The 23,507-nt window shown below is 58.0% G+C and carries 22 protein-coding genes and 1 pseudogene; 17 read left to right on the forward strand and 6 right to left on the reverse strand.

Annotated features, from left to right (window positions below; translation table 11 throughout):
* Positions 1 to 320: 320 nt before the first annotated feature.
* Positions 321 to 1,004: a secretin N-terminal domain-containing protein gene (locus XI08_RS14005; protein WP_245570205.1), complete on the reverse strand. Its 684-nt coding sequence runs from the start codon at positions 1,002 to 1,004 to the stop codon at positions 321 to 323.
* A 191-nt stretch (positions 1,005 to 1,195) separates the two neighbouring features.
* Between XI08_RS14005 and XI08_RS14010 the strand changes: the two genes are divergently transcribed.
* The 11 genes from XI08_RS14010 to XI08_RS14060 are packed head-to-tail and all read left to right on the forward strand — an operon-like array spanning position 1,196 to position 9,635.
* Positions 1,196 to 1,714, forward strand: a complete 519-nt coding sequence (locus XI08_RS14010) for a nodulation protein NolB (protein WP_271574827.1) — start codon at positions 1,196 to 1,198, stop codon at positions 1,712 to 1,714.
* Positions 1,715 to 1,723: 9 nt separating this feature from the next.
* Entirely contained in the window at positions 1,724 to 2,590 is an 867-nt protein-coding gene (sctJ, locus tag XI08_RS14015; protein WP_097669638.1) for a type III secretion system inner membrane ring lipoprotein SctJ, read from the forward strand.
* 11 nt (positions 2,591 to 2,601) lie between these two features.
* Positions 2,602 to 3,234 carry a nodulation protein NolU gene (locus XI08_RS14020; RefSeq protein WP_097669617.1) on the forward strand — a complete coding sequence of 211 codons (633 nt, stop codon included), beginning with the start codon at positions 2,602 to 2,604 and terminating at the stop codon, positions 3,232 to 3,234.
* Positions 3,231 to 3,854 carry a type III secretion system stator protein SctL gene (gene sctL, locus XI08_RS14025; protein ID WP_097669618.1) on the forward strand — a complete coding sequence of 208 codons (624 nt, stop codon included), beginning with the start codon at positions 3,231 to 3,233 and terminating at the stop codon, positions 3,852 to 3,854. The genes XI08_RS14020 and sctL overlap by 4 nt, the downstream gene beginning before the upstream one ends.
* Positions 3,851 to 5,206: a type III secretion system ATPase SctN gene (sctN, locus tag XI08_RS14030; RefSeq protein ID WP_271574828.1), complete on the forward strand. Its 1,356-nt coding sequence runs from the start codon at positions 3,851 to 3,853 to the stop codon at positions 5,204 to 5,206. Before sctL ends, sctN begins: the two co-directional genes overlap by 4 nt.
* Positions 5,182 to 5,718 (forward strand): hypothetical protein, encoded by a 537-nt coding sequence (locus XI08_RS14035; RefSeq protein WP_097669639.1) that lies wholly within the window; start codon positions 5,182 to 5,184, stop codon positions 5,716 to 5,718. The genes sctN and XI08_RS14035 overlap by 25 nt, the downstream gene beginning before the upstream one ends.
* Entirely contained in the window at positions 5,715 to 6,833 is a 1,119-nt protein-coding gene (sctQ, locus tag XI08_RS14040; protein WP_271574829.1) for a type III secretion system cytoplasmic ring protein SctQ, read from the forward strand. The genes XI08_RS14035 and sctQ overlap by 4 nt, the downstream gene beginning before the upstream one ends.
* Entirely contained in the window at positions 6,826 to 7,491 is a 666-nt protein-coding gene (sctR, locus tag XI08_RS14045) for a type III secretion system export apparatus subunit SctR (RefSeq protein ID WP_097669621.1), read from the forward strand. The genes sctQ and sctR overlap by 8 nt, the downstream gene beginning before the upstream one ends.
* Before the next feature lie 2 nt (positions 7,492 to 7,493).
* Positions 7,494 to 7,769, forward strand: coding sequence for an EscS/YscS/HrcS family type III secretion system export apparatus protein (locus XI08_RS14050; RefSeq protein WP_097669622.1), 276 nt, complete (start codon positions 7,494 to 7,496; stop codon positions 7,767 to 7,769).
* Positions 7,770 to 7,779: 10 nt separating this feature from the next.
* Positions 7,780 to 8,601 carry a type III secretion system export apparatus subunit SctT gene (sctT, locus tag XI08_RS14055; RefSeq protein WP_097669623.1) on the forward strand — a complete coding sequence of 274 codons (822 nt, stop codon included), beginning with the start codon at positions 7,780 to 7,782 and terminating at the stop codon, positions 8,599 to 8,601.
* Complete coding sequence (locus XI08_RS14060) at positions 8,598 to 9,635, forward strand: EscU/YscU/HrcU family type III secretion system export apparatus switch protein (RefSeq protein ID WP_097669624.1); 1,038 nt, start codon at positions 8,598 to 8,600, stop codon at positions 9,633 to 9,635. Before sctT ends, XI08_RS14060 begins: the two co-directional genes overlap by 4 nt.
* A gap of 36 nt (positions 9,636 to 9,671) precedes the next feature.
* Here the strand turns inward: XI08_RS14060 and XI08_RS14065 are convergent, their stop codons facing one another.
* The 5 genes from XI08_RS14065 to XI08_RS14085 all read right to left on the reverse strand — a co-directional run bounded on the left by XI08_RS14065 (position 9,672) and on the right by XI08_RS14085 (position 15,184).
* Complete coding sequence (locus tag XI08_RS14065) at positions 9,672 to 10,337, reverse strand: CpaD family pilus assembly lipoprotein (RefSeq protein WP_097669625.1); 666 nt, start codon at positions 10,335 to 10,337, stop codon at positions 9,672 to 9,674.
* Between the two features lie 10 nt (positions 10,338 to 10,347).
* On the reverse strand, positions 10,348 to 11,802 hold the full coding sequence (locus XI08_RS14070) for a type II and III secretion system protein family protein (protein ID WP_097669626.1): 1,455 nt from the start codon (positions 11,800 to 11,802) through the stop codon (positions 10,348 to 10,350).
* A gap of 27 nt (positions 11,803 to 11,829) precedes the next feature.
* Positions 11,830 to 12,519 (reverse strand): response regulator, encoded by a 690-nt coding sequence (locus tag XI08_RS14075; RefSeq protein WP_097669627.1) that lies wholly within the window; start codon positions 12,517 to 12,519, stop codon positions 11,830 to 11,832.
* 1,549 nt (positions 12,520 to 14,068) lie between these two features.
* Positions 14,069 to 14,278: a hypothetical protein gene (locus XI08_RS14080; RefSeq protein ID WP_143279380.1), complete on the reverse strand. Its 210-nt coding sequence runs from the start codon at positions 14,276 to 14,278 to the stop codon at positions 14,069 to 14,071.
* 738 nt (positions 14,279 to 15,016) lie between these two features.
* Positions 15,017 to 15,184 (reverse strand): hypothetical protein, encoded by a 168-nt coding sequence (locus tag XI08_RS14085; RefSeq protein ID WP_271574830.1) that lies wholly within the window; start codon positions 15,182 to 15,184, stop codon positions 15,017 to 15,019.
* Between the two features lie 127 nt (positions 15,185 to 15,311).
* Here XI08_RS14085 and XI08_RS14090 point away from each other — a divergent pair, with 127 nt between their 5' ends.
* The 6 genes and pseudogenes from XI08_RS14090 to XI08_RS14115 all read left to right on the forward strand — a co-directional run bounded on the left by XI08_RS14090 (position 15,312) and on the right by XI08_RS14115 (position 22,680).
* A complete protein-coding gene (locus XI08_RS14090) occupies positions 15,312 to 15,677 on the forward strand; it encodes a hypothetical protein (protein ID WP_271574831.1) in 366 nt (121 codons plus the stop codon).
* A gap of 283 nt (positions 15,678 to 15,960) precedes the next feature.
* Positions 15,961 to 16,126: pseudogene (locus XI08_RS14095) on the forward strand (IS6 family transposase); the annotation flags it as partial.
* 66 nt (positions 16,127 to 16,192) lie between these two features.
* Complete coding sequence (gene sbmA, locus XI08_RS14100; RefSeq protein ID WP_271553277.1) at positions 16,193 to 17,413, forward strand: peptide antibiotic transporter SbmA; 1,221 nt, start codon at positions 16,193 to 16,195, stop codon at positions 17,411 to 17,413.
* A 1,134-nt stretch (positions 17,414 to 18,547) separates the two neighbouring features.
* Entirely contained in the window at positions 18,548 to 20,029 is a 1,482-nt protein-coding gene (locus XI08_RS14105; RefSeq protein WP_097669629.1) for a pentapeptide repeat-containing protein, read from the forward strand.
* 204 nt (positions 20,030 to 20,233) lie between these two features.
* Positions 20,234 to 21,115, forward strand: coding sequence for a pantoate--beta-alanine ligase (locus XI08_RS14110; protein WP_097669630.1), 882 nt, complete (start codon positions 20,234 to 20,236; stop codon positions 21,113 to 21,115).
* 323 nt (positions 21,116 to 21,438) lie between these two features.
* Positions 21,439 to 22,680 (forward strand): cytochrome P450, encoded by a 1,242-nt coding sequence (locus XI08_RS14115; protein ID WP_271553274.1) that lies wholly within the window; start codon positions 21,439 to 21,441, stop codon positions 22,678 to 22,680.
* Positions 22,681 to 23,507 lie beyond the last annotated feature (827 nt).

Consider the following 23,507-nt stretch of genomic DNA (forward strand, 5'->3'; position numbering starts at 1 on the left):
CGCCACCAATCATCAGATCCCGAATCATGGTTGCCCATGGATTCAGAACCTTCAGGAAGATGCAACTGTAATGCTAGCTCCGAAGCACGTGCTCGAAGGCTCGCATTGCTAAGGCCTCGCGCTACGTTTAAAGATGGCGCTAAGCACCTTCCGCTCGAGCATCCCGTCCCTAATGCATACATCCGCGGCTGTCTCCATGAGCTGGCCGTCTAGACATCGCGCGCTCATGCTAGGCACCTTTAGCTTTCGAGAAGCGGACGATCTGATGGATTTAAGCCAAGGCCAGTTCGCCAAATCGCTCGGAGACACATCATCAAGTGTCACTTCAGGCCTGGACCGGCTTCGCGCACGACGCCATCCTGGTGCGGAGTGTCGGAAGAATAATGACCTTCCGGTCGTCCGTCCCGAACGACCGTGCTCGAGGAGCCGCGAAACAACATCAAAACCGACTCGCGTTGTGGCCTTTCGGCCGCGACGGGATCCCGCCGGGCCTGCGCCTCCGCCACAAGGCCCTTGAGGGTCTGGTCCACCAGCGCAACAAAGCGCGGTGGGCCAGAAGCCAGGACGAGGCCTTCTCCCGGAGCCGGTTTCACGATAAAGCGCTCATCGGAGATGTTGAGCGCATCGAGCGCGGTCTTGAACGCATCGAAGCTGATCGGGTTCAACACAATCAGCCGGCTTTGCGCCTCGTGGGCAGCGGAGACGTAAAGGACGAGCCCGTCGTAGTACCATTGAAGATTGTAGAGGGCTGTCAAACGATCGAGGAACTCTCGCGGCGGAAGGTCCGGCATTCGTCCGCGAATCCTGCCCCTTACCTCGGCGCTGACATTGACCCTGATATTGAGATTGTTGCCGAACTCCTGAAGCGCCGCAGAAAGATCCTGATCGAGAACGGTGTAGCTATAAGGGGTCGAGGGTAGTGAAAGTGATGCGCCAAACGCCCGCATTATTCCGAGATAGACGAAAACCCCGACATATAGAGCTCTCTTCAAAATTTGCACCATCTTAGATCGCATGAGCATTCCCAGACGCCTTCCACTCAGAATAACACTGGAGTTTCATTCCAACTTGGAAGTCAAACGTGATCTTTAGATGACGCAATCAGCGGCATCTTCGTCAGGTTTTCGTCAGCTCGCTAATCTATGACCTTGATCCGCTTATCGGTCAAAACGCCTGGTCACATCACGCGAGAACAATGACTCCTTCCATGATGTTAGGCGCAACGCCGATCTCTTCCAATGCAGTTGGCTGTCTTCCCAATGCCTGCTCGCCGGCAGCTCCTGGCGAGCAGGCGCACTTTGAGCAGGCTCTCGCGCAAGCAGCTTCCAGTCAAGCAGCTGCCTCCCCGGTCGCGGACAAGCCGGTGGTTGCTCCGCCGGTAACGGAGGTCCAGCGCGCGAACACGTTTGCAAGTCCGCCGGGCGACCGCGTCCTTCACGCCCTTTCCAGCCTGTACCATGGCCATGCCGTTCCTCCGGCTGTCGGAGGCGTGCCGACTGCTGTGAGCGGTCTGCAGCCTGGACCGGCTACCCAGCCGCTCTTGCAGTCGGACGACGGCGGTGCACATGCGACGGTTAAGCCGGTTGGAGCGGAGTTCGATTCGATGATGGTCAATCTGCGGGACGTCTACAGAGACGTCATTCAGGTTTCGCTCGTGTCCAAGGGTACCAGTGCCGTCAGCTCGTCGCTAAACAAGCTGCTGTCGGCAGGCTGAGTGAGGTTGATGAGTGGCGTGATGCAGAGGGGTAGCGGCGGCGGTCGTCAATCGTGGCGGCGACTTCGCATGTGTTTTGCTCTGCCCCTTCTGCTTCCGCTGATCGGCTGCAAGGCTGATCTCTACACCAAAATTCAGGAGCGCGAGGCTAATGAGATGCTTGCGCTTCTCCTTGGTAAGGGTGTTGATGCCGTTCGTGTTGTCGCTAAGGACGGAACCAGTACAATCCAGGTTGAGGAAAAGCAGCTTGCCTATTCGATTGACCTGCTCAATATCGAGGGGCTGCCGCGCCAATCCTTCAAGAATCTTGGCGAAGTGTTCAAAGGATCGGGCCTCGTTGCCTCGCCGATCGAGGAGCGGGCCCGTTATGTTTATGCTCTAAGCGAAGAATTGTCGCGCACGATCAGCGATATAGACGGCGTCCTTTCAGCTCGTGTCCATGTCGTTCTTCCGAAGAACGATTTGCTGCGCCAAGATGCGACCCCGTCCTCTGCGTCGGTTTTCATCCGACATGGCTCCAGCGCGAAGCTATCTACGCTGCTACCGCAAATTAAGATGCTTGTCGCAAACAGCATTGAAGGTTTGTCCTACGACAAGGTCGCGGTCGTCTTCGTGCCGGTTGAGCGGGCAACGCTCGAGCAGTCGGCCGGGCCGGCGGCCGCCGCGGCTCAAACAGCCAAATCTGGTTCAATGCCGTTGCTTGCACTCGGTGTGGGGGGCGCCGGCGCCGCATTCGGCATCGTATCTTACGTGTTGCTGGGCACCCGTCTTCGTCGGCCCGGACAATCATCGCGCAAATGGACCATTTTCGGTGCACGTTCGAGTGCGCCCGCTGTGCAGGCTGCCCGCAAAAAGATGATTTCTGATGCGACATAGTCAGGACGCTCATGTCGACATCGATATCATCAACCGAACCCAATCGTTCGTTCACGCTGGCTGCCGATCGGCTGCGCGAGCTCGTGGCCTCGATCGATCCGAGCCGTTTCGCTGAGCGTCTTGATCCGCTGCTGTCGCCTCCCACATTGGTCAGGCTACAGCGGAGTGCCAGGCTGCAGCCAAGACTGGCCGAGCTGCTGCTTGGCAGCGAAGTGGATCTGAGCGGCGCCGGCTGGAATGAGGACCCTCTGCTCGGGCACGATCCGCGTCGGGCTGCGCTGCTCGCGGGCAGCATCTGGCATGCACGCTCCGTCCTCAAGCTGGTATCCCGGCACGATCTGTCGATATTAATCGAAATGATCGGTGCTGAAGCGCATGCTTTCGGGGTCCGGCATTTATCCAATGCGGTCGCAACGGCCCCCATTGTCGATCCTGAGCAATTGTCGCGACAGATCGAATGCGACGGGCATGCTTGTCTCGGCGCCTGGCTCGAAAAGGCTTCATCACTTGACCGTATCCGCGTGCTTCTACGCCTGCCGATTGGGACCGCTGCGGAGAATCCGGGTGCTGAACACCGTAGCGCGGCCGGCCCGCTGTTTTCCCTGGTAACGGCCCATTTGGGGACGGAGGCCGCCAGGGCATGACAGCCGATGCCCCAGAATTCCCCGTGGCACCACAGATTCGGCCCCTCGGGCCGTTGATCTCGGCAGCCGAGCTCAAGATCTGGCACGATGCCGTAGAGGCGCGGGCTGCTGCCGAGCGGCATCTGCAGCGGGTTCGCGGTTGGGCACGCCAGGCTTATGAGCGGGAACGAGCGCGGGGCCGCGCCGAGGGCGCAAAGGCAGGCGCAGGAGAGATGGCGCGACTGATAGCGCAGGCTGCTTGTGAACTCGCGCAGCGAAAGGCTGTTCTGGAGCGGGAATTGCCGCAGCTGGTGCTTGAGATCGTGCGCGATTTGCTTGGCGCGTTTGATCCGGGCGAGATGCTGGTGCGGGGCGTTCGTCACGCCATTGAGCAGAAATACAAGAACACGGAAGTGTGCCTTCACGTATCCCCTCTGAAGGCCGATCTGCTCGCAAGTGAGTTCAGGGGCTATGACGGACTGGAAGGGCGGCCCAAGGTCAGGATTGAGCCCGATCCGGCGCTGACGGCGGACCAGTGCGTCTTGTGGAGCGAGTTTGGCAATGTCGATCTCGGACTTGGCGCGCAGCTCCGCGCCCTACGGCTCGGGTTAGGTTTGCCTTCGCACGGAGGTGAATCGTGACCAAGCAACAACCGACCCATGAAGCCGCCGCCGGAGAAGGAACTGTCCACGCCGCGCTCTCATCCTTGAGATCTTCTGCGAAGCATATCGATACGCGCGCCGTCCGCGGTCGGATCACGCGGGCAATCGGCACGCTGCTGCATGCTGTCTTGCCCGAGGCCCGCGTTGGAGAACTATGCCTGTTGCAGGATCCCCGCACCGGGTGGTCGCTCGAGGCCGAGGTGATCGGCCTGTTGCCCGACGGGGTGTTACTCACACCGATCGGTGACATGGTCGGGCTGTCCAACCGTGCGGAGGTGATCACAACCGGACGAATGCAGGAAGTGGCGGTCGGCCCCGATTTGCTCGGCCGAGTGGTCGACAGCTTTGGGCGTCCGCTCGATGGCAAAGGTCTGATAAAGGCGGGGGAAGCCCGCCCTCTGCGGGGTAAGGCACCCAATCCGATGAAACGGCGCGGCATCGAACAGCCTTTTCCGCTCGGCGTCCGTGTCCTCGATGGCCTTCTGACGTGTGGAGAAGGTCAGCGAATCGGAATCTATGGTGATGCCGGTTGCGGCAAGTCGACGCTGATGTCGCAGATCGTAAAAGGCGCGTCGGCCGACGTCACCGTCGTTGCGCTGATCGGCGAACGTGGACGAGAGGTGCGAGAATTCATCGAACGTCAGCTTGGAGAGGCCCTCGCCCGTTCCGTAGTCGTGGTTGAGACCTCTGACCGTTCGGCGATGGAGCGGGCGCAATGCGCTTATATGGCGACGGCACTCGCCGAATATTTCCGTGACCAGGGACTGCGCGTCGTTCTGATGATGGATTCTTTGACGCGCTTTAGCCGCGCCATGCGTGAAATCGGCCTTGCCGCAGGAGAACCGCCGACCCGGCGCGGCTTTCCGCCCTCCGTGTTTGCGCTGTTGCCTGGCTTGTTGGAGCGCGCCGGCATGGGCGAGCATGGCTCCATTACGGCGTTCTATACAGTGCTTGTCGAAGGTGACGGCACGGGCGATCCAATTGCGGAAGAATCACGAGGCATCCTCGATGGCCATATTATTCTCTCGCGCGCGCTGGCCTCTCGAGAGCATTTTCCGGCCATCGATGTGCTGTCGAGCCGAAGCCGCGTCATGGATGCAATCGTATCTGTGCCGCATCGTAAAGCGGCATCCTTCTTTCGTGATCTGCTCTCGCGCTACGCTGAGGCCGAGTTCTTGATCAAGGTCGGCGAATATAAGCAAGGCTCTGATCCGCTAACCGACCGGGCGATTGCCTCCATCGAGGATCTGCGAGCATTTTTGCGCCAGGGTCAGGACGAGGCATGCAGCTTTGAGGAGACGATCGCATGGATATCACGTCTGACCGCCTGAATCCCGTTCACGCGTCGAAATTGCGACTCGTCAAGGACATGCGGGAGCGGAGCGCCCTCCGTGAGTTGTCCAACATGGAAGCCAAGCGCCGCATCGCGGTTCAAGCCGTCGAACAAGCTTGCGAGCATCTTGCAAATGCCGAAAGACGGCGCGCAACGGTCGAAGCGGAGCTTTATCGGGAGATGTTGTCGGCCGATGCGATTTCAGTCCCCGAACTGGAGCGTCGCCATCATCTCATCATCGGCCGGCTCACAGACGAGATCGCAGCGGCGCAGCGGAGCCTTGGTAAGGCTCGTGCTGCTCAAGAGCAGGCCGAGGCTGCGGCTGTTGAGGCGCGCAGCCTTTGGACCAAACGTTCGGCCGCGAGCCAGAAATGGCATGAGATCGAGCGCGACGTTCGGCGCATCACCAATGCGCATTTCGAGGCCGCGGCTGAAAGCGAAGCCGATGATGAGGTCCTGCTCCGCTACCGGCGAAGCCCATCCGGGCAAATGGGAGGCGAGCCGACATGATGGCCGATTTTCCTGTACTGGAGCCTGGGTGCTGCAATGTGGAAGTAGAGCCTGCGACATACAGATCGGGTGGCCCCACACCCTTTATACCGGCGCTGACCCTCTCTCGCGCTGTGGCCTCGTGGCTCAATGAGATCGCAGCTTTGCGCACACCTCTGCAAAGCCGTCTCGGCGAGAAGCCGCTATCGATCGTTGTAAGCCGGCTTGTCTGGCAGGCGGAGCTGGCTCCGGCATCGATGCTCAACTGCGTCTTCGAAGCAGACGGTGAAACCCTCATCCTGTCCTTGCCCGGGCCGCTTGCCGAAGCGCTGATTGAGACCGTGCAGGATGGCCTTACCTTACCTTCTGAGCCGGCGCGTTCGCTGATCCTGGAACTTGCGCTTGAACCCTTGCTTGCTCCGCTGGAAAGAATGACGCAGCGGAATCTGCAGCTTGTTCGCACTGATGAAGCGCCCAGTGCGAGACCTTATCTTGAATTTGACGTCGTCTATGGTCAGCTCGCCAGCAAGGCTCGCCTGCTTCTATTCTCGCCTCTTGACGTTCAGGTTCCGTCGGCGTTCCGCGCCCTCGGCGAGTTGCTTGGCCGATTGCCGCGACACACGCCCAGGCTGCTTTCTGACCTCCCGGTCATCGTTGCAGGCCATATCGGTTCGCTCCGCGTCACGATCGGCGTTGTTCGCCAAGCACGGCAAGGCGACGCGCTGCTCCCGGACGCAATTCCCCTCGCTAGAGGCCAGATCATTCTCACGGCAGACCGATTGTGGGCTCCTGCAGAGATTGGCGGCGATAGGCTCGTGCTGCGGGGACCATTCCGCTTGCGATCCCACCCCTTGAAAAGTGAAGATGTGATGACACAAAGCCAGACGCAGCAGCCCCCCTCAGAGGCCGATATCGACAGTCTCGAGATCACACTCGTATTCGAATGTGGCCGCTGGCCGATGCCGTTGGGAACCTTGCGAACCATCAACGAAGGCCACGTGTTCGAAATTGGCCGGCCGCTTGACGGCCCGGTCGATATTCTTGCCAACGGCCAACGTATCGGCCGCGGCGACATCGTGCGGATCGGCGAGGAACTGGCCGTCAGGTTACGCGGCAGGTTGGCGCTTAATGACTGAGATTCAACCCAGCATCCTTGCGCTTCTTGCGATAACCGTCGGCCTTGGCCTGCTGGCCTTTGCAGTCGTCACAACTACCGCCTTCATCAAGGTCTCGGTTGTACTCTTCCTCGTGCGTAATGCGCTGGGGACCCAATCGATACCGCCGAACATCGTCCTTTACGGAGCGGCACTGATCCTGACCGTATTCATCAGCGCGCCGGTCTTTGAGCAGACCTACAATCGCCTTACCGACCCCCAACTTCGCTACCAAAGCTTCGACGACTGGATGACGGCCGCCAAGGAGGGGCAGGAGCCGCTGCGAGCCCATCTTAAGAAGTTCACCAACGAAGAGCAGCGCCGCTTCTTCCTGTCGTCCACCGAACATGTCTGGTCGGAGGAGATGCGCGGCAGCGCCACGGCAGATGATTTTGTAATTCTTGTGCCGTCGTTCCTGATTTCCGAGCTCAAGCGTGGCTTCGAAATCGGCTTTCTTCTCTATCTTCCCTTTATCACGATCGATCTGATCGTCACGACGATCTTGATGGCCATGGGCATGTCGATGGTCTCTCCGACGGTGATATCTGTCCCGTTCAAGCTCTTTCTGTTCGTCACTATCGACGGCTGGTCACGGCTCATGCACGGGCTGGTGTTAAGCTACACGACGCCAGGAGGTTGACGATGAACGAAGCCAGCATCCTCACGTACTTAAGCCAATCGCTTGTCCTTTTCATGATCTGGATTCTGCCGCCGTTGCTCGCAGCTCTCATCTCAGGATTGATCATTGGCCTCATCCAGGCGGCAACCCAGCTCCAGGATCAAACCTTGCCGCTGACGGTCAAGCTTCTGGTCGTCGTCGCCGTGCTCGCCGCGTTTTCTCCCGTGCTCAGCGCTCCACTCATCGAACAAGCAGAGCGCATTTTCAGCGAATTTCCTGCACTCACGGCAAGATACTAGCAGAGCTTGGATGGCTGGCCTGTCACCCACAGATGCGCAAGCTGTTGTCCAGAGCGCGATCGAGCTCGTCGCCGCAACCGCTCTGAGCGCGTCCCGCGCCCTGGGCATCATGCTAGTGCTTCCCGTCTTTACCCGGCCGCGCATCAGCGGCCTGATTCGGGGAAGCCTGACGATTGCGATCGGCCTGCCGTGCCTCGCGCAGGTGAAGCTCGGCCTGCAGGCACTGGACCCGAACACGCGTCTGGTCAGTGTCACCCTGCTTGGCCTAAAGGAGGTATTTGTCGGTCTTGTGCTCGGCATCCTGCTCAGTATTCCACTATGGAGTATCCAGGCAGTCGGCGACATCATCGATACCCAACGAGGAATTTCAAGCCAGATTGCGGGCGAGGATCCCGCGACGCACAGCCAAGCGTCCGGAACGGGGCTTTTTCTCGGCATTACGGCGGTTACGATTTTCGTTCTGGTCGGCGGCCTCCAGACGATGGTGAAGAGCCTTTATGGCAGCTATCTGGTCTGGCCCGTTTATCAGTTCCTGCCTGCAGTGACGTCGCAAGGGGCAATGGAATGTCTGGCCCTTCTCGATCATATCATGCTGACGACGCTGCTGGTCGCAGGGCCGGTGCTGGCCCTGCTGCTGCTGATCGATATCTCGGTCATGATGCTCGGCCGTTTCGCATCTCAGCTCAAGATGAATGATCTCTCCCCGATGATCAAGAATGTCGCTTTTGGCATCATCATGGTCAGCTACACCGTCTATCTACTGGAATACGCGGAAGCTGAAATCTTGAACTCGGACAGCATGCTCGATTATCTGAAGAAGCTCTTGAAATGAGCGGTACGAGTGAGGAGAAAAAGCTTCCTCCGACGCCCAAGAAGCTGCGCGATGCGCGCAAGAAGGGGCAGAGCGCGCGCAGCTCCGATCTGGTGAGCGGCGTCAGCGCCTGTGCCGGTTTCGGCTGCCTGTGGTGGCGAGCGGGTGCCATCGAGGACAAATGGCAAGAAACGGTCCGACTGGTCGATAAACTGCAAGAGCAGCCGTTCACCAGCGCGGTGCCACAAGCGCTCAGCGGCTTGCTAGAACTTTCGATTGCAACTGTCGCGCCGTTGCTCGCCGCTGCCGTGACAGCAGCTCTTCTGGCCAATGTCCTGGCCAATGGCGGTTTCATGTTTGCTTCGGAGCCGCTCAAGCCGAAGCTCGAGAAACTGGATCCCATCAAAGGCTTGAAACGGATCGCGTCGAAACGTTCAGCCATCGAACTTGGCAAGACGCTGGTTAAAGTCGTCTTGCTTGGTGCGACCTTCTTTCTCACCGTTTTCGCAAGTTGGAAGGCGCTGATATACCTGCCGGTCTGCGGCATGGGCTGTTTTGGCTTCGTCTTCAGCGAGGTTAAACTGCTGACCGGGATTGCCGCTGGAGCTTTTCTGGTCGGCGGATTGGCTGACCTTCTAATCCAGCGCTGGTTGTTTATGCAGGACATGCGCATGACGGAAACGGAGGCCAAGCGCGAGAACAAGGAACAGCAAGGCAATCCGCAGGTGAAACGTGAGCACCGGCGTCTCCGGCAAGAGTCGGCGAACGAGGCTCCACTCGGCGTCCATCGCGCCACGTTGATATTGAGGGGCCCGACAACGTTGATCGGGCTGCGCTATGTACGTGGCGAGACCGGCGTGCCGGTCTTGGTCTGCCGTGGCGAGGGCGAAGCCGCTTCAATACTGCTTGGCGAGGCGCGCGCGCTGCGCCTCAACATTGTGGATGACGATGTCCTGGCACGTCAGCTGCTCGGCAAAGCAAAGCTCGGCAACCCGGTTCCTTCGCAGTATTTCGAATCAGTCGCCAAAGCACTCTATGCCGCCGGGCTGGTCTAGATCGGCTTTACCTGGGGCTGCGATAGCAAACCCGCGCTATCGAAGCGGCTGTACCTCCCTTGTTGTTGCCCCCGCGGCTTCCGGCTCTGCCTTCTTGCCCGCGCCATCTTCGCCGTTAGTCTTACTGCGCGGGGCAAAGGTCCCGTAGCTGGCAACAGGAATGGCGGCACGATCGCCATGACTCGTCATGATTGATCGATTGTCCAGCAAATCGAGCGGGTCGTTTACCATGGTTGCCAGATTGCTTCTGGTCGAACAACCAAGCGTCGGGTCAAACGAATTGTCGTTCACAGTAGGACCGACGATGGAAAGCGACGGACAGGGCGGAGTATGGGCTTCGAAGGTGATCGCCTCGATCCTCACCCCGGAACGGGCGGGCGGATCGAGCGGGGAAGTGGACAGGCGGATGTTATAGGAGGCAACACCCATGGCCCGGGCCTCGTGAGCCACCTGCGCGATAAGGGGCGGGGAGCCGGTGACATCGAGATGGAGTGCATCCCGCCGGCCCTGACTGGCAGTCGCAATGAAACTCCGCAGCCGATGCGTTTCGGGGCCACGAAGGCTTCGTAAAAACAAGATACTGCTGTTCTGCTCCACCTGAATCGCTTGTTCAGCCGGTCTGTAATGGACCGAAGCAGTATTTGCGCATCCGCCTAATGTTGCTGCAAGACCAATCAAATGGCACAATTGTCGCAAAGTCATTTGACGATCCTCATTCGATAATAAAGCCGGCGCTGCCGGTCAATCCTGGTGCGCTGGCGCGAGGCGCATCGCGGTCTCGCGGCGGCCGGGCCACCGTGTTCGTTAAAATCCGCCCCACGTCTGAGGGCGGTGAGATGCGGTCGCTTGGCGCACTCATCTTGTTCGGGTTCGATCCGGGCCGCACGATGTACGGCGTGACAATAATGACCAGCTCGGTTTCACGTTTTTGAAACGACGAGGAGCGAAAAAGCGCACCCAGGATCGGCACATCGCCGAGCCAGGGAAACTCGCCGATATCAGTGTTGAAGTTGCGCCTGATGAGGCCGCCGATTGCAAAGCTCTGACCGCTGGCGAGCTCGACCACGGTGCTCGCCCGCCGAGTCGAGAGGGCAGGGACCGCCATGCCGTTGATTTTGACTTCGCCTTCGCTCGACAATTCGCTGACTTCGGGCTTCACACGGACATTGATCTGATTATTGCTGAGAACCGTCGGAACGAACTCGAGGCTCACGCCGAATTGGCGAAATTGGACTGAAACCTGCCGGTTATCCTGCATCACCGGAATGGGGAATTCGCCGCCGGCGAGGAAGCTTGCGGCTTCGCCAGACATCGCCGTCAGATTCGGCTCAGCCAGGATTGAGGCGAGGTGCTCGCTCGCGAGGGCGTCGAGAACAGCGCTCAGGTTGGTATTGCCGGCGTTAAACCCGATCCCGATCGTGCCGCCGCCGCCGGCCGCGCCGGACCCGCCGCCTTTGCCGGTGACAAGGAACGCGCCGTTTGGGCTCGAGGCGGTGAAGTTGATATTGAGATCCTTGACAGCGCTGCGGGAGACTTCTGCCACCCGTACGCTGAGATTCACCTGCAATGAGCCGGCGACCTGGATCTTGTTGACAACCAGCGCGCCCGCCCCAAGAAACTGCTCCGTGACCTTCCTGGCGGTCTCGACGACATCGGCATTGGGCGCCGTGCCGCTAAGGATCGCGCCGCGCGGAGTATAGCTGACTTGAATCGGATAGTCGCCGACCTCGGCCTTCAGCGCGGCCCGCAGATCCTCGATCGGTTGGGTGACGACAACACGCAGCTCGGCGAGAGCCTCTCCTTTGTCGTTCAGGGCGAACAGGCTCGTCCGTCCGGACTTTTTCCCAAACACGAAAATCGTGTTGTTCGACGGCGCCTGATAATCCGCAATCGCCGGGTCGGCAATAAAAATGCTTGCAGCCGGTCCGGTGAGATGAACTGTCTTGCCCTGTGAGGAGGTAAGGTTGAGCGTGCCGGTGGTGCTGCCAGGCGCCGCACGTGGCGGTTCTCCTTTGTCATCCCGCTTTGTCTGAGCTGTCACAGCCTGCGGAAATAGCAGAGCGACTGCGCACAGGACGTAGCAGAGGCGGGGAAATGCGGCATAGTGCGAGCCGCCGGCGACCATCGACGGCTCATCAGCGCCGGCGTCATTGTTAACGACGTTCAAGGGAGTGTTGCTTTCAAGTTCGATCGGCTAGGCAGCCGATGCTGCGCCAATGAGTTCAAGGGTGTAACCGACACCACGCGCGGTCTTGATCCTGAGCGTTGCGCCCGCCTGGCTCAAATGCGTGCGTAAGCGATAAATCCCGACTTCCAGCGCATTGGTCGAGACCTCGTCGTCAAATGCATACAAGCTATCTTCGAGCGATGCGCGCGGCACGGTACGGCCGGCGCGGTTGAGCAGATGTTCAAGAATGCACACTTCGCGGCGCGCAATTCTCAGTATTCGACCGCCGACGGAGACTTGTCTCGCGATCGGATCGAAATGCAGATTCCCAAATGTCACCACCGGCGCCGTCATTTGCGTTGACCGTCGCAAAATAGCTCGCATGCGAGCAATGAGTTCGTCGATAGACATGGGCTTGGGCAGAAAATCATCCGCGCCTGCATTGAATATCGCAATCCGCCGGCTGAGATCATTGAGACTGCTCATCATCATTGCCGGCATTGACCGTCCCTCGCGCCGCAACTGCTTCAGCCAGTCCAATCCGTCTCCATCGGGCAAAGCCGATTCGAGCAGGATCATGTGATAGTTTGCGCAATCGAGCGCGGCCGCCGCCTCATCCAGCGTGCGTGTCACGTCGACGGCGAAGCCGCAATTTAAGAGCGCTTCCTTCGCGTTGCGGGCAAATTCCGCGTGATGATCAACCAGGAGAATTCGCATTTCATCGCCTCTCGTCCATCCACGCCAAGACCTGAGCGCGTCACGATTGCCCATGGGGCTCGATGGAACTGAGAGGCGGTTGCGTTGGCGTGAATTTGAACAGCCCGAAACGATAGGGCGGAACATGTTGACAGGCGACCAATATCTGCGGGTCGATCGTCATCGGATGGACCACGGACCGCCGCGGACTGCTTACGCCGTCGACGCCGCTCAACATGTCCCTCATGCCAGCACGAGTTCTGATTTTGTTTAAAAGGCTGAAGGCCGCGGCAGCCCGCTGACGCGTCTGTGGGCCGATCGCAGCCGGTCTTGCATGCACTGAGCCGACACCTGCAGTGCAAATAGCGCCAGGCCGCGCAATCGAAACCAAAGCGGGAGAGACGATCGGATTTGTGGCGGAACAGGTGAGCGAAATCGACATTTGCAACTTTCCCAATTCGTCTTGGTCCGTGGTCAGTCTTGCTGGGCTGTTGAGCCGTCGTGTCGTGAAGTCACGACAATGCAAGCCTTTCCGCATTCGAAGACACGTCACGCGACGCATCTGACCAATGGCTTCACAGGCCGAGACGCACGACAGAGACGATCAATGCCCCTCTCGGCTTGAAGAACACCCTCGCCCCCGCCAATTGTTTGCACGCAAGGCGTCAACCGTCCTGAAGTTCCATCGCGCCAGAGGTCCCCCTGTACGCCGCAGCCCAGCGAAAGCTGCGGACGATGGCCGCTTCGCGCTGCACGCTGTTGCCGTCGCGCATAGTTCCAGGTGGCTCCACCAGCACCGTTTCGTCTCACGGAGTGCGCAGCGCCAGAATGATCGGTTCTCGAATTCGAAGTTGGCGTGTGCCCGGAAAGGGAAGATAGCGACCGCCAGCGTTCTGCTCGCGCGCCGCATCTTGATTCACTTCCGAGGGGATCGGCGCTGCGTTGTCCGATCTGCACATAGGCGATGTCGGACGCTGGCCCTGGAGAGGAGCAGTCCAGCAACGTGACCGGGCGGAGCGGCGGAGCATTGTGCTTTTGAGACGTTCGCAATTCTTGCTACCTGTTAGGAAGAGTTCACGCGAGCAGGTTCTGTGTCGCGGGGCTGTCTGAAATCCTACAATCTGACGCTAGGTGAGATTCAAGTGCCTTTGATTGCTGGTTGTAGCAATGCTCTCGAACTCAGCATTTTGAAGTGATGACGACACAGTCCGGACCAGACTATTGACCTGCGCGTAAGGCGCGTCCCTCTCGACAATGTCATGAGCATTTCGTCGGTCCAATTAAGGCATAGCTTGAGCCAACGCCGATGACAGTGTGAGAAGGCAGTTGTCTTTGCTTGGACTTAAGGCGTGACGTCACGGTCGTCCGATCGACCTCATACGTGCCAATTCAGCAAGGAGACGGCAGCGAGCCGCGTGATGCTTCTATGTGACGCGCGGGAGCTAACTTCTGGGATGCAGACGCCCGAGCGCGCAAGCCGATTTGACCGGCAAGGGACTCAAAGAATAATCGATTGCCGCAGGACATTCGTGAATGCTGCCTCCATAGATCACGATCGACTATGGGGCTTTTAGGCAAGATCGGCAAAATCGATTGTTTTGATGGAACGCATCCAGGTAGCGAATAGGCCGTTGTGCGACGGCATGCCTTGGCGCTGAGCAATACTCCATTGACCTGATCCGTTGATGCGGTCGGACCCGAGCTCTTTTGATTGATCGCGCGATCGATGGCAGGTCGAGCTGCCGAAGGGATCGATGCTCCGCCTTAGTGGGTCGCTCATCCGAACCTCCCGCCAAATGTGTCGGTGGCGATCGGATCGATGCGGGGCGAGGCCGCAGCGCTCCAATGAGGGCGGTGGAAGAGCGAACAATGTGCGAGGGTGTCCTCCAGAGCGTCGGGTACCTCTTAGGATGTGGGCGCGCCTTCGTCCCTTGCGGCAGGTCAACGGATGGGTTGATCTGAACTTTATTCGCGAAGCCATTGTCGTTCTTCGTGACGCGGCGCCGCTGGGAAGACTGTTCCTTAGGGTGGTCGTCTTGGTGAACATCAAGGAACATGCGAGAACGGTGCGGTCGCCAGTTGTCTAATCATTAGTCTCCAGTCTGCCGCTTGTAGAGATTCCCTTCGCTGGCCGTTCGGGAGCCGCCCGGGAACAAGCGCTCGGTCTCACGGTCTGCCCAGCGAGCACATCAAATCCACATCCGCATCGATGTTGTCCTGATCCTCCACATTCATTTCAAGGCCAATACTGCTCAGTGCGTCGTTGTCGGGCGTCCAGGCCGCGGACTTCGGTACGGCGTAGGTATGCAGCGTGTTCCGTTGTTGGCGATCGCTCTCGCCCCGCGGTCACGCGAAACCGTGAGTTTTGAGGGATCTTCGACCAACGACACGAATGGAGAAGCTGTTGGCTTACCACACATAGGCCATCCAGCCTGGCTCACACGTCCCTGGAATGTCGCTCCAGAGGATCTTCAATGGAAGAATGGTCCCGCGCCGTGTTACGGACATGCGATATCGCTCATGTGCTGGCTTCCGTGCTTGGTTCGCAATCGCCGTCCTGGTTCAGGAAACGATGCAGCTTGAGATATCCCGATGCCGCTACATTGTCGAAAATGCGGTCCCGCTCGACACTTTCGTCCCCCGTTGCGGTTGCTGGCGCCCATCGTGCTGATTGCTGTTCGGCCAAGGCTGTCTCGTTCTTGAGCGCTTCAAGCGTCGCGCCCGTTTGCGTTGCGGCAAGATGGGCGCGCCGCTGACAAATGATGCGGCTGGATAGTGCTTGGTTTGCGGCACCGCCTCATTCGGCGCACTCGATGATGCGACAGCAGGATCCGATGTTTGGTGAATGGAATGCAGACCATGTACCTGGACTTCAAAGTCTGCTTGATCGGCCGGCAGCCGCACCGGTGAGCTGGCTTATACGCTCAGTTCGACTGCTTGACGATTTACCCGGTGCGGTGACTGTCAAACCGAGGCCTCTGCGGCTTTCCGTGGATCGATGTTCATCCGCCTCCCCTCGCAAAGTAGTTGTTGGTGACCAGTTCTTTGCAAAGACAGCTTTCGAGAAGCTGACGGGCGCGAAAATGCTGCTGTTGGTTTTAGATGAGGATTGGCGGATATACCGAGGCGCGTTCAGCCGGACTCAATGCCGCAAGCTGGCGCTCCATTGCGCCATCTAACATGTATTTCGAGGGGTAAGCTCAGCTGCCCTGATTGCAGGGACTTTTTACCGCAGCGCGATGTTCGTGCCAGCCTATGTCCGCACCTGTCGTTCAGCCGGCAGATGCCGGCGCCGTCTTGTGGTTTCTAATGGCTCTGCTCGATGAATCATTTCGCTTGATGACCCCCGCGAGGGCGACTTCAGCAAACCTGACCTACGATGTTGTGACGTCAGGAATAGCCGTCACAACCACTTGCGTCTGATTGCGACTGATTGTCTTGTTCGAAGTGCGACGACGCTAGGTCGCGAACCTTTTCCGCATCCCCTATCCCGGAGCCGCCACTGCCGACTTCCGTCGTGCTTCGCGCGAGCGAGCCTTCGCGGCTCGGCGCGAGATCTCCACGACAAGCGCTATCGCCGAATCTCGAGCCTTTGAGAGGTACCTCCTTCAGCTCGGCGGTCGATTAAGTTGACGACGCCCGACGGTCTCCTGTAGTCCAAGAGGCCACAGATGCTCGGACCTCAGTGCTAACCATGTTCGTCTCGTTCTTCCCCCGACCCAAGCTGTTCTTTCTCTCGGCGATCGTTTGGACCGCACTGGCAATGCTGGTCTGGCATGGCTTCGCCAGCAATCTATTCGAAGCGCCGCAAAGATCGGTCGGGTTGGCGACGTTCACGTCGGCGCCGGCTCTCTGGTTCGACCTCTATTTCGCCGCATGCTCGGCGATATTTGCGGCTGGCTGGATGTTGGTTGCGCCGCATCCCTGGGCGAGGTGGTCGATTCTTGGCTCCGCGCTGATACTGTTCACCTCCTACTTTCAGGTCCAGGTCAGCGTCGCCATCAACAGCTGGTATGGGCCCTTCTATGATCTTGTCCAGGCCGCGCTTTCGAAATCGGCGCAAGTGACGGTGCAGCAGTTCTACAGCGAGTTGTCGACTTTTGCCGGCATTGCTCTTGTTGCGGTCGTGGTCGGTGTGATGACGCGTTTCTTCGTCAGTCACTACATCTTCCGCTGGCGGACGGCGATGAACGATTTCTATGTTGCAAGCTGGCCGCGGCTGCGCGCCATCGAAGGCGCCTCGCAACGCGTACAGGAAGACACCATGCGCTTTGCGAGCACCATGGAAGGTCTCGGCGTCAACCTCATCAGTGCCTTGCTCACGCTCCTGGCTTTCCTGCCTGTTTTGGTGAGGCTATCCAGCAATATCACAGAACTACCTCTGATCGGTTCCATTCCCTATCCGCTGGTGTTTGCAGCAGTGATCTGGTCGGTGCTCGGCACCGGCGTTCTCGCGTTGATCGGAATCCGCTTGCCGAGAATCGAGTTTTTCAACCAGCGGGTGGAAGCAGCCTATCGCAAGGAACTAGTGCTCGGCGAGGACGACCCCGCTCGCGCCGACCCGCCGGGATTGAGCATGCTGTTTGGCGACATTCGCAGGAACTATTTCCGGCTTTATCTGAACTTCATGTACTTTAACGTAGGCCGCATCGTTTACCTGCAGACCGACACCATTTTCCCCTATGTCTTGCTCGCACCCACGATCATTGCGGGCAAGATTACGCTTGGCGCGATGAACCAGATTTTGAATGCGTTCGCGCAGGTCAGAACCTCGTTTCAGTATCTTATCAACTCATGGAGCACCATTGTCGAACTGATTTCGATTTATCAGCGGCTGCGGGGCTTTGAGTCCAAGCTCCATGGCGAGCCGCCGCCCTCGATCGAGACAGAAAGGGAGCCATTGTCGTTGGGATGATACCTGCATTCCAAAGCCCCTGCTCTGGATGTGACGACCCCGGATCATGTCTTTCATTTCACCGGCTTCCGCGCCAGGCATAGAACTCCAATTCCCACAGTGTCGGGTCGGAGGAGGCGCGCTTGATTGCTCTTGCGCTGGCCTCCGTCCGCCGCACAAACTGGACGTGCAGTTTCCCGCATCCAGCTTTCAGGAACGGGCTCTTGCGGCTGAAGCGAAGGGATCAGTGAGACCAGCCCGACCAGCTTGAACTCCTGTGCAGCCGTGCGGTCGGATATTCATTCCAGGCTGCGTTCCGCCACGGCTTGCGCGGCGCGACAAGAGCCTTCGGATGATCCAGCCATCCAGCTGATGGAAGGTATCCCTCCATTGAGGGGCGCCTTCCCCCCTAGGTGGACCCGACCAGCGCGCGGAGCTGGGCTAACCGAGTTCGAACACTCCCTAACCGTGAGGCCGGCGATCCGCACGTGTCGAATTGCAAGTCCTCGATTGCGTGCCCGCAAGGACTCGCGGCTCTTGCTCTCCTGCAAACGAGCTCGGAATTTTCGCTGCGCGATAGCCTTGCGATCATGGTGCGGTCCCTGACAACGAGACTGTCTTTGTCAGGTTCAAAGCATTCGCGTCAATTACGATTTCATGAAGCCTATTCAGCCCCTTACTTGCGACTGATGCGGCTGGCACGGTCGTTGCTATCGAAAATGGGGTAACACCGAGTAAGGGCTGAGTGCAGCCCTAGATGAACGATCATTTTTCCGCCCGCAAGCGGTGGGGCCATTCTGAAAAATAAGCAAGACCTTGGAACGTTCGCGTTCGGTTTGATGGAGAGCGATGTGGATTTGCCTATATGAGCCGACGACACAAATCGCGCCTTCTGGACATATCTCACTGTCAGACGACCGTTGCCTTGTCAGCGTTGCCGGGCTTGGTCAACAATCGCAGCGAGCGGCACTGGGAGGGGGCATGACTAGAATTCGGCTGACGTGCTCAAGCGTGCCGGCTGCGGGAGGCCACCGACACAATAGGCGCCTCTCGACGCATCGTGTCGCCATTTCGCAGACGAATACGCCACAAATCGCATAGCGTACGTCCAAGATAACAGGCCCCCTGTAATCCGGGTAATACGGAATTGTCGACATGCCGCAAACGATCGGCGCTGATAGCGAGTGCACCGCGAATGAAGGGGCAGAGCACTGGTCAGAGACGAAAAACAACCTTTCATCAGATGGCGAGTTTGTTCGGTACTGGAGCCGAGCTGCTGATCGGTTGCGCGCAGTGGCCGCTGTCGGCAGGCGAACTGAGGAGGCGATCAGAAAGACTGGGATTGGTTTGCAGCTATCCTCCGAGAACTTTAACGGTCACGACCTGTCAGATTTCCCGTTGCGACGCTGTACCCTCAATCGTGCGCAGCTCTATGGAGCAAAGTTGGATCGGGCAGACCTTTCTGGGGCGAACCTTGTCTGTCCGGGGCTAGAGAGGGCAAGTTTCCTCGGGACCAAGCTCGATTTTGCGTATATGCACGCGATTGCAGCGCAGGTTTGCAACTTCGATGACGCCAGTCTGCGCAATGTAATTGATGCAACCGGCAGTCTGTTCCACGGTTGCAGCATGAAAAGGACACGCTTTGACAACGCGATGCTCAGCGGGCTCCTCGTTTACCAGTGCGACGCGAGCGATGCTGTATTTGATGGCGCGGAATTACAGGGTTCGACCATCAATGAATGCTTCCTTCCATCCGCCTCCTTTCGCTTTGCCAAGCTGAGCCAAGTCACGATCACGAAGGCGCATCTGGCGGCTTGCTCGTTCTTCCAGTCAAAGGGGGACTGTTTATCGATCGTGCGTCCCACCTCGGTCGACGGTCTTGTCCTGGAAGGCGCTCATCTTCCGTATCTGAGGCTCTCAAAGGTGAGCGGCCGCGTTACGGCGAGAGCCCTCTGTGCTCCATTCGCTGACCTTCACTTGTCAAATCTTTCAAGTGCGGAGCTGGAGCACGCAGACTTGACGGAGGCGCGGCTTCTGTCCGTAAGCTTGTCCGACGCGAACCTCGTCGGTGCTGTGTTGAACGGTGCATCCATTCATTCCTGTCAGCTCGATGGAGTGGACCTATCTCGGGCGTCAGGCGAAAACATTTCGATAACAGAGAGCACAATGCGAGCCGCCAAATTCACGGGCTTTCGTGGTCGCTGTGCCTTTGTGCGCGACTGCGATCTTGAGCATGCAGACCTATCCCAGGCTTACCTTTACAGGTCAATGATTACCGGTGATCCGCCGCAATCGATGGCATTGGATCACGCAAATCTCGAAGGATCCAATCTCGTTCAGGCATATCTCGCCGCCGGAATAGCCGACAGCAACCTGGAGGCAGCGCGCGTCGCATACGTTCGCATGAACCAATCGTCCTTGCGCGACGCGAACCTGAGTGGGATATCGCCATTCCAGGCCAGCTTCGTAAAGGTCGACTTTTCGGGCGCTAAGATAACGACATTCGAGCCACCGTTTTTTGCAGACCGATGTCCGGGACTGCAGGCCGCTTTGAATAGTGATCAGCCGCGCGAGCCATCAAGCTATCTGGACGAATTCTCATCGTTGATCAGACGTGGTCGAGAAGGGTCAACCTGACGGCTTAGGAAACCGCAAAATTGAAGGGGCTACAGTGTCCGCGAGCTTAGAATAGGTTGGTGCGGTAGTCCGAGCTGTGAGCGGGCGTTAAAGCTCTTTGGGGGCTCGCTGACGTGCGCGGTCAATACGACACGCGGGGCGGACCTTCTGCGATTCGACCGATCAGAGCACACTTTCGGCTTTCGAAGAAACTGGAGTAAGAAAATGCATCTGGCATGTCTTTCCGCAGGCAAAGCTTTCATCCGGGAGGTGGCGAGAACAGGTCAGACTATTGGGACGGTACACACTCTAGGCGCCCTGCATCTTGGGCACGCAGAACTGATCAGGAGAGCGGCATCGGAGAATGACGTCGCGATTGTCACGGTCTACCCGAACAAGAGCCAGCTCAAACCAGGTGGGAGCTACGATTTCAATTTGGACGATGATATTGGGCTTGCCCTACGTGCGGGAGCAACTGCCGTGATTTCCTCGAACGATACCGAAATGTTCCCGCCTGGCTATCTAACGTTTGTATCGCAAGGCGATTATCATTTGCGTTTAGATGGGCCTGAGGAGTACTTGAAGGAAGCCGTTACCGGGGCAATCCGCTGGATCTGTTATGCGCGACCAACTCGCAGCTACTTCGGCCTCAAGGATATCGGTCAGGCGATCCTGGTGAAGCGCGCCGTCGCAGACCTCCTTCTCGATTGCGAGATACGGTTTGTGCCGACCGTGAGATACAAAAACGGCGTGCCAGTTTCGTCGCGCTTGAGGCAATTTAGCCGCTCCGAGCTTGATGAGCTGTCGTGTCTCTTCACGGCACTCAACCATTCGAGGAAAGAGATCGCCCAAGGAGCGTCGAGCGTCAAGGATCTAGTAGCGTCGGCTACATCTCAAATTGAGTTCCGACAGTTTAAACTCGATTTTGTTCGAATTGTTGGTGCTGAAAGCTTCGAAGACCTGGAGCAGGTCAAGCTTCCTTTTATAATTGTTGGAGCGGCAATGGCGCATGGTCTCAGGGTCTTCGATAGTATCTACGTTCCAGATCAGGATACACTCCTGAATGGTCCTCCGGATGTCTGGATAGATCTGCCTGAACAGTCCTAGCCAGACGATTATGCATAGCGTGATTTCGACTGCAGTCGCCACTCCGGCCGTGCCTGAACTTATGACTGTGCATTTCGGCTCGACGCTGCCTCCAGCGTAGAACCATCGTCCAACTGCGGTGATAGCTCTCACCGATCCGCTGAGTAGATCGACTTGGAAAGTCAATTCGATCCTTACTGCCCGACATAGTAGGGAGGAGCTAGCTGCACTTTGAGATAGTCTGGTCGAGCGGCCGGTCGCAGCCCCACGCCACGGCAGCTCGAAACGGTGAATCGCGATCCTGGATCCGTAAGCTCTCAAGAGCAAAATCTACAGAGACGATCATGAAAAGGCGATTGGAAGATTATAGAGCTGACGACGACTGTATTATCCCGCTGAGCAATCTGGATGTAAGCGAGGCCAAGCGCTTTCAAGACGACAGCATATGGGGTTGCTTCGAGCGGTTGCGAAGGGAAGATCCCGTTCACTACTGTCAAGACAGCCCTCATGGTCCATATTGGTCCCTGACGAAATACCGGGATATAGTAGCGGTAGACACAAACCACAAAGCATTCTCGTCAGAGCAAGGTGTCACTATTGTCGACGTGCCTGACAAGCACTGGACCCAGAGTTTCATCAAGATGGGGCCTCCCCAGCACGCCGAACAGCGCAATACCGTGAGTCCGATAGTCGAGCCGGAAAGCCTGACGAAGCTCGAAAGCTTGATCCGCTCTCGGGTCAGGGCGATTCTAGCCGGCCTGCCGCGCAATGATGCCTTCAATTGGGTGGACATGGTCTCCATAGAGTTGACGACGCAAATGCTCGCCACGCTGTTCGACTTCCCATTTGAGGATCGGCGACTCCTGACCTATTGGTCAGACGTAGCTGTTGCAGTTCCGAAAGCAGGCCATGCGATCGATACCTGGGACAAGCGAAGCAAAATCTTGTCAGAGTGCCTCGACTATTTCACCAGACTTTGGAACGAGCGCATCAATGCCGAGCCGCGCCTCGACCTGATTTCCTTGATGGCGCACTCGCCCGCCACACGCCATATGGAGCCGAGTGAGTTTCTCGGGAATCTGATTCTGCTGATCGTTGGGGGGAATGACACCACGCGCAACTCGATTACCGGCGGCCTCCTGTTCATGAGTCAGTACCCCTCCGAACTGCGAAAACTAACCGTCAATCCAAAGCTGGTCTCGAGCGCCGTGTCCGAGATTATTCGATACCAGACGCCGATCGCACATATGCGCCGCACCGCCGCTACCGATAGCATCGTAGGCGGGAAACAGATCAGTAAGGGCGACAAGGTCGTTATGTGGTACATCTCCGGCAACCGGGACGAAGAGATCATTAAGAGCGCCAACAGCTTCATCATCGACCGCAAGAATGTGCGGCAGCATCTCGCGTTCGGATTCGGCATCCATCGCTGTCTTGGTCGACATCTTGCGGAACTTCAGTTGAGAGTCCTCTGGGAAGAGATGCTGGATGCGGGACTGGAGGTCAAGGTTGTCGGCGAACCCGAGCGAATTGCGTCCAACTTCGTGCACGGCTATTCCGCTCTCCCCGTACGGATTGCAGCCTAGGCCCTTATCGCTCCGGTCTGGCAGCGGACACGCGGTGGGGTTTGGCTCGTAGTGAACCATCTCCGCTTCTGCAAGCAGCGAAGATGGTTTGATCGACGCGAAACAATTGCTGCATCTCAGGATCTAGTCATCAACAGGGCGGATGTTTGAAGTGTCCGTGAGGAGCGATAGTGTAGCGCGCGGACAACTTGCGGCGGCATCAACCAACTTGGAGAATGCAATGTCTACGAAATCCAAAGTCGTGAAGCCCAGTCATGACGCCTTTGTCGTCACCGGTGAGGTGAGAGCGCCTCCTGGACTAAGATCGGCGCGGTCTGGTGATGGCAGCAAGGGCGTCAAGGTCGCTCCGATCGCCCTGCTTGTCAGCGGAAGGCTCGTTACCCGCGAGCGAAAAGAAACCACCGACTCTGAGTCCGATGCGGTGTCACGTGTGCTTGCGGGGACACTCGTCCCTTCCAAGGCTTTTGATTGTTCGGGGGCTGCAGGTCCATCCGGACCGGAAAGCATTCTTTGGTAGACAATGCTCCAGGCAACGTGATTGCCATGAAGCTGCGCTTCACAGATGGGCTATGCCATGAGCAGTTCCGCCTTCCTCTGGGATTCCAAGGTCGTCGCCGGCAGTAACCTTCAGCTTTTGGGTGTGTCTGTCGTTACCGTCTGAAGTTTGATTGTCACATCGAGTTTCCAACATCCCAACACAGAGCCGCGCCCAGCACCCGCGTCAGTATTTGACCCTACGTTCAGTGAGCAGGGATCGTGGTCGGCTGAGAAAAACTAGACCAGATTATCTGCGAAAATGTCATCCAGCAACAGGACAAGACCACAAG

The organism is Bradyrhizobium sp. CCBAU 11361 (assembly GCF_028128935.1).
GTDB classification, from domain to species: Bacteria; Pseudomonadota; Alphaproteobacteria; order Rhizobiales; family Xanthobacteraceae; genus Bradyrhizobium; species Bradyrhizobium niftali.